Annotated in this window: 6 protein-coding genes; 1 reads left to right on the plus strand and 5 read right to left on the minus strand. The window is 69.0% G+C overall.

Going from position 1 to position 11001, the window contains the following annotated elements; translation table 11 throughout:
- Positions 1-12: 12 nt before the first annotated feature.
- Positions 13-5070 carry a family 78 glycoside hydrolase catalytic domain gene (locus IM767_RS20650; protein ID WP_239453245.1) on the minus strand — a complete coding sequence of 1686 codons (5058 nt, stop codon included), beginning with the start codon at positions 5068-5070 and terminating at the stop codon, positions 13-15.
- Positions 5071-5099: 29 nt separating this feature from the next.
- Positions 5100-6440: an MFS transporter gene (locus IM767_RS02290; RefSeq protein ID WP_239453246.1), complete on the minus strand. Its 1341-nt coding sequence runs from the start codon at positions 6438-6440 to the stop codon at positions 5100-5102.
- A 100-nt stretch (positions 6441-6540) separates the two neighbouring features.
- On the opposite strand from IM767_RS02290, the gene IM767_RS02295 reads away from it, so the two are divergent.
- Positions 6541-7533: a LacI family DNA-binding transcriptional regulator gene (locus IM767_RS02295; RefSeq protein WP_109209773.1), complete on the plus strand. Its 993-nt coding sequence runs from the start codon at positions 6541-6543 to the stop codon at positions 7531-7533.
- 169 nt (positions 7534-7702) lie between these two features.
- Here the strand turns inward: IM767_RS02295 and IM767_RS02300 are convergent, their stop codons facing one another.
- The 3 genes from IM767_RS02300 to IM767_RS02310 all read right to left on the minus strand — a co-directional run.
- Positions 7703-8374, minus strand: coding sequence for a GAP family protein (locus tag IM767_RS02300; RefSeq protein ID WP_109209774.1), 672 nt, complete (start codon positions 8372-8374; stop codon positions 7703-7705).
- A gap of 1 nt (position 8375) precedes the next feature.
- Positions 8376-10022: a SulP family inorganic anion transporter gene (locus IM767_RS02305; RefSeq protein WP_109209775.1), complete on the minus strand. Its 1647-nt coding sequence runs from the start codon at positions 10020-10022 to the stop codon at positions 8376-8378.
- Between the two features lie 44 nt (positions 10023-10066).
- The coding region (locus IM767_RS02310; protein WP_277924667.1) for an alkyl sulfatase dimerization domain-containing protein at positions 10067-11001 on the minus strand (935 nt) is incomplete at its 5' end.

Raw genomic sequence — 11001 nt, forward strand, 5'->3', positions numbered from 1 at the left:
GTGGCCGTCGGATCAGCCGGCCAGGCTGAGGGCCACCAGTTGCTCGAGCGCCTCATCGGGGATCTCGACGCCAGGGAACCGGGCGAACTGTCCCATCGGCATGGACTCGACCATCTTCAGCATGTTGCCGTTGTCCGCTGCGGCAGCCAGCTGCTCCGGCGTTGCGTTGGCCATCATCGCGTGCATCAGCGCCGGACCCACGGTCGGGTGGCCGAACCACTCTCCGACGGTCGAGTCCAGGGTCAGCGGGTCCGGCCGATCCGTGTCGCCTTCCAGCTCGAGCGGGACGGAGGCGGTGATGTCGGCGGAGGATCGTCCGATCTCGACGCCGTACGTGCCCGGCTGCACGCGCCAGCGATCCTTCACGGTGTCCCAGTAAGCGAACGCCCGACGCTCCAGCGTCAGCTCCACGGTGCGCGCTTCGCCCGGTTGCAGCCAGACCTTCTGGAACGCGGCGAGTTCGCGGACCGGGCGACGCACCGGGGAGTCGGCGGGAGAGACATAGACCTGGACGACATCAGCCCCGGCGATGGCGCCGGTGTTGCGGACGGTGACCCGCACGACCGCGCGGTCGGGACCGGTGGCGTCGACCTGGAGTGCCTCGTGGCCGAACGTCGTGTACGACAGGCCGTGGCCGAAGGGATAGCGCACTGGCTGATCGGCCGTCGTGTAGTACCGGTAGCCGACGAAGACGCCTTCGCCGTATCGGACGATCTCGTTCTCACCTGGGAAGTTGAGGTACGAGGGGGTGTCCTGCAGCCGGTGCGGGATGGATTCGGCGAGCCGGCCGGAGGGGTTCACCGCCCCGGTGAGGACGTCGGCGAGGGCTCCGCCGACGGCCTGGCCGAGCGCCCAGCCTTCGACGATCGCGTCGACGGCGTCGTGCCAGGGTTCCAGCGTTACCACGCCGCCGTTGGAGAGGACGACCACCGTGCGAGCGGCTCGCCCGGCCACCGCGTCGATCAGTGCGACGTGTGCGTCGGGGAGGTCGATGTCGGTGCGGTCGAAGCCCTCGGACTGGTCCTTCTCGGAGAGTCCGACGAACACGACCGCGACGTCCGCGGCGGCCGCTGCTTCCGCTGCTTCCGCTGCTTCCAGGCGCAGTCGCACCGGGTCCCCGTCGGCCGCGTAGCCCGGCGCGTACGAGACGTTCTGCTCGCCGAGCGCGGCGCGCAGCTCGTCGAGCGGGATGTCGAGCCGCGTCGGGTTCACGTGCGAGCTTCCACCTCCCTGGTACTGCGGCTCGACGGCGAGCGCGCCGAGCACGGCGACCTTCTGCCCGGCACGCAGCGGCAGCGTCTGGTGCTCGTTGCGCAGCAACACGACGGCGGCACCGGCGGCGCGGCGGGCTAGCGCGTGGTGAGCGTCTTCGTCGAACGCGGACGGCATCTCGGGCAGACGGGTGCGCTCGACCAGCGCCGCGAGCCTGGCGGCGGCCTGCTCGACGACGGCGCGGTCGAGCCGGCCGTGACGCACCGCCTGCAGGATCGCATCGGTGCCCTCGTCACCGGTGCCCGGCATCTCGAGATCGAGGCCGGCCTGCAGTGCGTCGACGCGGTCTTTGATGGCACCCCAGTCCGAGACGACGAGGCCGTCGAAGCCCCACTCGTCTCGGAGGATTTCGGTGAGCAGCCACCGGTTCTCCGAGGCGAAGACTCCGTTGATCGCGTTGTACGCGCTCATCACCGACGTCGGTGCCGCGTCCTTCACGACCCGTTCGAACGCGGGCAGGTAGATCTCGCGCAGCGCGCGCGGGTCGACCTCGGCGCTGACACGCATCCGGTCGGTCTCCTGGCTGTTCACGGCGAAGTGCTTCACCGACGTCCCCACCCCGGTGGACTGCACCCCGCGGACGTACTCCGTCGCCAGGATGCCGGTGAGCAGCGGGTCCTCGGACAGGTACTCGAAAGTGCGGCCTCCCAGCGGAGAACGCTTGATGTTGATCGCGGGCCCCAGGATCATGTTCACGTTCAGCGCACGGGCCTCCTCTCCGAGCGCGACGCCGACCTCGTGGATCAGCGCGGGATCCCACGTGGAGCCCATCGCAACGCCGGGCGGGAAGCAGGTGGAGGGCAGCGAGTCGTTGAACCCGAGGTTGTCGGCGGTGCCGTCCTGGCGGCGCACGCCGTGCGGGCCGTCGACCATCACCATCGATGGCACCCCGGCGCTGTCGCGGGTGGACCAGAAGTCGCGGCCCGAGAGCAGCGCCGCCTTCTCGGCAAGATCCGCGTCGTCCGCCGCCGACTCGGCGACGCTGTAAATGTCAGCGGGGATGTCGTCGCCGGCGTTCAGCGCAGCGAAGCCTCGTTCGAGGTCGGCGAGCACGGCGGCCGGATCGGGCAGCATCCCGGTGATCTGCCGCGGTGTGACCTCGTCCTGACCGCGCAGTCCGCCCGACATGTGCTCGGCGGCGCCTGGCACCCACTTCGCGATGACGCGCGTCAGCACCTCGAGCGCGGGCTTGTGGTCGACGATGTCGCCCATGCGGGAGTCCACGGTGAACTCCCGAGCGAGCTCTTGGTCCACTTCGAACGGCTCGCTCCACTCGTGCGCGCCGGACGACACCTCCACCGTCCGGCCGGAGGGGAGCGCGACGTCGGCGGTGACCCCGACCGGCACCGTCGCGAAGACCCGCACCTGGTCATCGGCGAGCACCCACCCGGACTCCGCGGTGCCGTAGGGGGTCTCGAGCCGAGCGGCGGCGGACGTCAGCCCGCGCTTCGGGGGCTGCGGGGCGATGCGGATGCGTCGGTATCCGGGGGCCGCGGCCGCGAGGCCCGCCACCACACGGTGCATCCAGTCCGCGACGGCGCCGAAGGCGTAGTGGTTGAAAGAGGTCATGCCGCTGGGGTTGACCGTGCCGTCCGGCAGCAGCGAATCCCACCGTTCCCAGATGGTGGTGGCGCCCTGTTCCAGGGTGTACAGCCACGACGGAGCATCGGTCTGCATCAGCAGCCGGTACGCGACGTCGACATGACCGTTGGCGCTGAGGGCATCGGTGATGATCGGGGTGCCGATGAACCCGGTGGCGATCTTGTAGCCGTTGCCGGCCACGATCTCGGCCAGCCGGTCGGCGGCACGCTGTCGCTGATGAGCGTCGTCGATCAGGTCGAAGGTCAGCGCGAGAGCGTACGCGGTGGCCGAGTCGGACAGCAGGCGCCCCGAGCCGGAGACGTACTCGCGGACGAATGCCCGCTGCACCTCGTCTGCGAGAGTGCCGTACTTGTGGGCTTCTGCGGTGCGGCCGAGCAGCGCGGCGGCATCGGCCACGATGCGGGAGGAGCGCGCGAAGTAGGCGGTGGCGACGATCTCGGGGTAGGTCTGCGCCTGTTCGGGGCGGTTGGCCGGTGCCGTCGGGTCGAGCCAGTCGCCGAACTGGAATCCCGCACTCCAGACCCGGTTGGCGCCGGCGGCCGCTGTCACCTCGTCGACCCACGCGACCATGCTGTCGAACTGGGCCTCGAGGACGCCGAGGTCGCCGTGCGCCTGGTAGATGGTCCATGGCACGACGGTCGCGGCATCCGCCCATCCGGCGGTGGGGCCGGTGTAGCCGGTGACGATCGCGGGGACCACCATCGGTGTGCCGCCGTACTTCTTCTGCTCGGCGGCGAGGTCCTTCAGCCACGAGACCAGGAATCCGGCGGAGTCGTAGAGGTAGGCCGCGGTGGGGGCGAAGACCTGCAGGTCGCCGGTCCAGCCGAGGCGTTCGTCGCGCTGGGGGCAGTCGGTGGGGATGTCAACGAAGTTGCCCTTCATCCCCCACACCACGTTCTCGTGCAGTCGGCCCACCAGCGGGTTGCTCGTCTCGAACCAGCCCGTGCGGCGCATGTCGGAGTGGATCACCTCCGCCGTGACGGCCGCAGGATCGAAGTCGCCGGGCCATCCGGTTACCTCGGCGTACCGGAAGCCGTGGAAGGTGAAGCGTGGTGCCCATGTCTCCTCACCAATTCCGGCGAGCGTGTAGGTGTCGGTCGCCTTCGCCCCCCGCAGCGGCTCGACGGCGAGCTCGCCATGCTCGAGCACCTCGGCGTGCCGGAGAGTGACGGTGGTCCCGGCGTCGCCCGACACGGTGATCCGCAGCCGGCCGACCAGGTTCTGCCCGAAGTCGAGGATCGTCGCGCCCGACGGGGACGTCAGCACGCTCTGCACCGTCCGGGTCTCCACGACCCGCACCGGCGGTCCGTCCGGGGCGACCAGCTCGACGTCGCCGGGCTCGCGCACCGCCACCGGCGTCCAGGCCTTGGTCGAGGCATCGGCGGTCGACCATGCCGGATCGAAGTCGCGGGCGTCGAAGTCTTCGCCGTTGTAAAGGTCGGCGGAGCGGATCGGGCCGGTCCCCGCGAGCCAGTCCGAGCCGGACGCGACGGTCTGCCGGGTGCCGTCGGCGTAGTCGATCTCGAGCTGCACGAGCACGCCCAGGTCGGTGCCGTAGAGCGCCTTCTTGTCCCCCCAGCCGAGGTAGCCTCGCCACCACCCGTCGCCCAGCCAGGCGCCGATGACGTTCACACCGGAGCGGACCTGGGCGGTGACATCGTAGGTGGCGTAACGCAGCCGGGATTCGTAGGCGGTCCAGCCGGGCGCGAGTTCGTCGTCGCCGACGCGCTCTCCGTTCAGTTCGAGCTGGAACAGTCCGTGCCCGGTGGCGTAGGCGCGCGCCCGGACGACCGGGCTGTGTTCGGCTGTCGTGAACGAGCCGCGCACCAGCGGAGCCGCGATCGCGGAGTCGTTCGGACCGACCATCTGGGCGGTCCAGTCGGATGCCTCCAGCAGGCCCGCCTCGACCGGTGCCCAGTCGCTCCACTCGCTGGTGGACCGGTCGGCGCCGTGCACGCGCACCCGGATCGCCCGCTGTTCCCGCGAGCGCAACGCGTCGAACGGCCACGGTACGAGCACCGACTCGCCGCTTTCGACACGGATGCTCTCACCGTCGCCCTGCTGCACCTCGTATGCCGCCTGGGACCAGCCGTCCGAGGCATCCGTCGTGATCCACGACAGGCGAGGGCGGGCATAGCCGCTGCCGAGGGCATCGCGGTGGTGCTCGAAGCGGACAGGCGTGACGGTGAGAGACATCTGCGAAAAGCTTTCTGCGGGAAGGTGTGTCAGCGGACGGAGCGGATGCGGAGCACGACGGCGCCGGCGAGGATCACCGAGACGGCGGCCACGATGAACAGCAGGGTGTAGTTGCGCTCGTCGCCCGTGACGCCGACGAGCAGGATGCCGGATGCGACGAGCGGAGCGATCGATTGCGGGATGGATGTGGCGAATCCGGTAATGCCCATGAAGCGGCCGGCGTCGGTCTCCCGCTCCGGCAGCACGTCCAGCAGCAGTGCCTGGTCGACCGCGGCGAACAGCCCTAGGCCGACGGACGTGATCAGCGACCCGGTGATGAGGAGCGCGAGATCCGGCGCGAACGCCTGCAGCAGCATCCCGACCGCCATGATCAGGCCGCCCAGCAGCACGAACAGCCGACGACGCTTCAGCCGGTCGGACATGAACCCGCCGCCGATGGCACCGAACGTCACGGCCAGGATCCCGCCCAGGCTCACGGATGCGATGATGCCCGCGACGGACTCCACGCTGATCCCGAGGCGGTCGGCGAAGAAGAACGCCGTGTACGTCGTGTTCAGCGTGATGCCGGTGTAGAAGAGGAAGCGGCCGAGCCAGTTCCATGAGAAATCGGGGTACCTGCGCGGGTTGTAGAGGTACTTCGACAGCAGCTGGAGGACCGTGATCGGGTCCTTCGGCAGTCCGCGGCTGTCGTCCTCGTGCACGAGGGTGACGAACAGCACGACGAACAGCACCCCGACCGCACCCGGAACGAGGAACAGCAGCAACGGGTCGCCGGTGAAGAACTGGGCGAGGATGACGCCGAAAACCGGTGCGATCTGGGTCGCGAAGCTGGTCAGGCCGGCGACCTTGCCGCGCTGGGATTCCGGCAGGCGGTCTGCGGTGGAGATCTGCAGGTTGCTGAGCGTGGTGCCCCAGCCCCACTGCGCGAGGATCCAGCCCAGACCGACGACGAGGACGTTCGGCGCGAGTGCCATCACGACCAAAGAGAGCACGCCGACGAGCATGCCGCCGATCATGAACGGGCGGCGGCGCCCGATCCCGGTGCGGGTGCGGTCGCTCCAGATGCCCATGAACGGCGAGGTCAGCATCACGAACAGCGCGCCCGCGCCCGTGATGTAACCGAGGTACTCCGGGTGGCCGGGAGCCAGCGTGTTGACCCGGATGGTGAGCGAGATCGCCAGCGGGGTGATGAAGGCCATGAAGACGCCGAATTGCGCCAGCACCATGAACCAGATGTAGCGAGCGTTCACCTTGGGCAGCTCGGGAGCGGGGTGCGCCGTCTCGTCGAGTTCCACCGCGTTCGCCGTCGGCGAGGGGATGGTCGCAGGAAGCGGGGTGATGAGCGGTTCGTCGTTGCTCGGGGTCATCATAGGGACTCCATTGTCGGGTTGGACCGCTAGCGCGTGCTAGTGACTGATCCAGGATGCTACGGTATCTTCACTAGCGCGCGCAAGTCATCAGGAGAGGGAAATGCCGGGAGCACCGACCAAGCGAGTCACCGCGGCCGATGTCGCCCGGTCTCTAGGCCTCTCCCGCGCGACCGTCGGGTTCGTGCTCAATGACACCCCTGGTCAGACCATCCCGGCGGCGACGCGGGATCGCGTGCTCGCGGAAGCGAAGCGGCTGGGGTATCGCGCAAACAGCGCGGCGCAGGCCTTGGCCAGCGGAAAGAGCCGGATCATCCTGCTGGTCCTGCCTGACTGGCCGCTGGACTACAGCATGCGCACTCACCTCGACGAGGCATCGCTCGCGCTGGACGAAGCCGGCTACTCGCTCGTCACCACGACGCCGCATCCGGGCGGGCAGGCCCGGCCGCTGTGGGAGACCCTCCGCCCGGACGTTGTGATGGGCATGGCGCCGTTCACTCGAGAACAGCTCGCCGAGATCCGTGGCAGCGGTGTGCAGCAGATCATTCCGCCGGTAGCCGCAGGCGAGGAAGGCGCCGTCGGGGATCTTGGATTCGCGGACGGCCCACGCCTGCAGGTTGACCACCTCCTCGAGCGAGGCCGTCGACAAATCGCCTTCGCAGCGTCCGCTGATCCCCGCATCGCGGACCTCGTCGCACAGCGGCGCGAACTGGCCCGGAAGACATTGTCGGAACAGACCGACTCGGGGTTCGTTGCCGAGGCCACCATCAGCGAGATGACCGCGCTGGAACAGGTGCGTGACTGGATAGACCAAGGCGTCGATGGCGTGGTGGCCTACAACGACGACATCGCCGCTCTCCTCCTGGGCGCCGCGCTACGGTCAGACATCGCTGTTCCCGAACAGCTGGCGATCGTCGGCCACGACGACACCCCGCTCGCGCGACTCCTCGTCCCCGCACTATCGACAGTGCGCGTCGACAATGCGGGCCTCGGCCGATTCCTCGCCGAGCTCGCCCTGAGCGCGGCGACCGGATCCGCGCCCCCGCAAGCCGGCCCCGAGACGGACGCGCACCTCGTGGTTCGCGAGACCACCTAGAGACAGTCGAAGGGGGCACAGCGGGGTTGTCGGCGCGGCCGGACGCAGCGTTTCGACCGCCGATCCCCTTCCAGGCACCGCACGCAAGGCGACCGCAGCGACCATGCCGTTGCCTCGGGCCAGAGGTTCAGGCGGGTCGAACTTCGGCTCCGCGAGCCGGCGAGGCGTTCTAGAGGCTTCCGATGCCCTTGCCGATGACGGCGACGCCGAGGACGAGCAGCAGGATCGCCATGATCACGGCGTTCTCCTTCGCGAGCCATTCGCGAAGCCGGTCTAAGGCTCCGCGAAGCCGGTCGGCGGCCACCAGATAGCCGACCACGGGGATGAGGACGGTGCATGCCGCCAGCACCGTGAATACGGCGATCACAACCACGACCTCGCCGACCTCGAGCGCGGCCGACCCGATCGCGATCCCCGCAGCCGCGGAAAGGAGCAGGTTCTTGGGGTTGATTGCGGCGAGAGCGAACCCGAGCCCGACCGCGGGAAGAAACGTGATGCGGTCGATTGCCTGCATCCACTTCGGCATGGCCGGCTCCTGCCCGGCCTTCGGCCTCCCGCGCCACTGCCGAGCGGCGAGCAGTAGCAGCCCGGCACCGAGGAGCAGCTGAATCACGCCCTCGACGGGTTTCGAAGCGTCGGCGCCCGCTTCGGGGAGGGCCGACGCGAGCAGGGTGAAGACCGTCACGGCGACCGCGATCCCGAGCACCCACCCCACGAGGAATCCGCTCCCGGTCACGCGCGCTCGCGGTGAGAGGAGCATGAGGATCGCCGCGATGATCGGGATGGGGCTGATCGCCACACCGACCGCGAGCGGCAGGATGTCTCCGATCACCGAAGCCATGTCACTCCTTGTCCTGCAGGGCCACGAGCGCCTCGCGGTTGGTGCGATAGACGACATCCCCGTCGAGGATGCCCAGATCGGAGAGTCTGGCGAGCACCGGCGGCCGTGCCCGGCTGAACGCCAGCGAGACATCCCGCGCCACGAGCCACTCGCGCAACGCCTCGAAACTCTCTGCTCCGGTGACGTCGATGTCGTTCACGGCCTCGAGGTCGAGAACGACGTGGTGCACCTCGCCGTCGCCCGGCGCGGTGACGGCGTGCTTCACGGCGTCGGCGAACACCGAGCCGTTGGCGAAGAAGAGCGGCGCCCCGAGCCGGATCACGACGATCCCCGGTGCTGTGACCGTTCCGTCGGGGGCGTCTTCGAGAAGCGACTGCGCCGGGTCTCCGTCGGAGGCGAGCACGTCGATCGCGGGGTTCGCCGCGCGTTTGGCGAGGTTGACCAGGGCGAGCACGAAAGCCACGAGGATGCCGGGGATCGCGCCGACCAGCACGGTCACGAGGAAGCACGCCGCGCCGACCGCGAACTCGAACCGGTCCTTGCGCCACAGATCGCCGAACTCGCGGATGCCGAGCAGCGGCACGATCGCGACCGCGACGATCGCGCCGATCGCCGGCGACGGGATGTCGGCGAGCAAAGCAGTGCCGAAGAGCAGCAGCAGCAGCGTCCCGGCCGCGAGGACCAACGACGGCAACTGGGTGCGCGAGCCTGCCTGATCCATCGCGGCGGTGCGCGACGTCGACGAACCGACCGCGAAGCTCCCCTGCGCGCCGGCCGCGACGTTGGCGACACCGAACGCGAACAGGTCGCGGTTCGCCCGGAACGGGTAATGCCGCTTCTCGGCGTACGACCGCGACACCAGCAGTCCCTCCGCCGTGGTAACCAGCGTGAGGGCGATCGCCGACGGGACCAGAGCGAGCCACGTGGTCCAGTCGATGACCGGCCACGTGAGCACAGGGGGGCCGGCGGGCACTTCGCCGAGCACGGACACGCCGTGCTCGTCGAGGCCCGTGAGGACGACGACGACGGTGCTGAGCACGAGCACGACGAGTGCCCAGGGAACGGCGCGGGCCAGCATCCGTCCGCCGACGAGCACCGCGACGGAGGCGAGCGAGATCAGCACGGACCAGCCGTTGACGGTGCCGAGCCCCGAGACCAGGTCGATCACCTTGTCGGCCAACTCGGCGCCGGAGTCGATCTTCACGCCGAGCATCTTCGCGATCTGGCTGACCATGATGTCGAGCGCGAGGCCGCCGACGAAGCCGACCAGGATCGGCTTGGACAGGAAGTTCGCGAGGAACCCGAGCTTGAACACCGCGAGAAGGACGAACAAGATGCCGCAGATGATGGCCTGCGCGAGCGCGAGCGTGGCATAGTCGGCGCTGCCCGCCACCGCGAGGCCGCCGATCGACGAGGCGACGAGCGCGGCGGCCGCGGCATCCGGCGACGCGACGACCTGCCGGGACGACACCACCAGCGCGTACACCAGGGTCGGCACGACCAGGGCGTAGAGGCCGGCGGTCGCCGGGAGGCCGGCGATCTGCGCGTATCCGATGTTGAGCGGGATGGCGATCGCGAGCAGCGTGACGCCCGCGAGCAGCTCGGTGACGAGATTGCGGCGTGTCAGGCCGGCAAGAGGGCGTTGCATCAGGCCTCGCGATCCTCGGTGTGCGCGGTCGCTCTCACCCTGGATCAGGGGGTGACGATGTTGAAGTTCGGGTCTCCCGGATCGAGCACCGAGAGCAGCTGTGTGAGCACTGCAGCATCGCCGCGGGTCTCGATCCCTTCTGACTGCGTGTCGCCGCCGGCCAGTTGGATCAGGCGTGCCTTCGTCAGAGTGAGGCGCAGCGGCGTCTCGTCCGACGCCTCGCGCTCCACATAGGTCAGCACACCGTTGCCGAGCGTCAGGTGGAAGGTGCGGCCGAGATCGGTGAGTGTGACATCGATGTTCAGCGACAGATCCCACGCTTTCGGGCCGTCGACCTGAATTGCCACGGCGTCGAACAGCTGCTCCGGCGTCAGCTGTGCCACGATGAGCGGCGCATTGGTCACCGTCGGTGTGCCGAAGTTTCCCTCGCGCAGTTCCGTGACCCCCGACAGGAAAAAGTTGCGCCACGTGCCGTTCTCGGAGCCGTACGCCAACTGCTCCAGTGTGTCGGCGTACAGCGTGCGTGCACCTGGGTGATCCTCCTCGGCGAACACCGCGTGATCCAGCAGTGTCGCCGCCCAGCGGTAGTCCCCGGCGTCGAACGCCTCCTGCGCGAGCTCCACGACGCGGTCGACGCCGCCGATCGCTGCGACGTACCGGTCGGCGAGTGGCTTGGGCGGGTGCGGCCACAGCCGGGCGGGGTTGCCGTCGAACCAGCCCATATACCGCTGGTAGATCGCCTTGACGTTATGGCTCACCGACCCGTAGTAGCCGTGGGTGCTCCAAGATGCCTCAAGCGCTGGCGGCATCTGGATCATTTCTGCGATCTCGGCGCCGTTGTACCCCTTGTTCAGCAGCCGCAGGGTCTGGTCGTGCAGGTAGCCGTACAGGTCGCGCTGAATGCCCAGGAACTTCCGGATCTCCGCGTTGCCCCAGGTCGGCCAGTGGTGCGACGAGAACAGGACCTCGGCCTCGTCAC

This window comes from Microbacterium ureisolvens, from assembly GCF_015278315.1.
Taxonomy (GTDB): domain Bacteria; phylum Actinomycetota; class Actinomycetes; order Actinomycetales; family Microbacteriaceae; genus Microbacterium; species Microbacterium ureisolvens.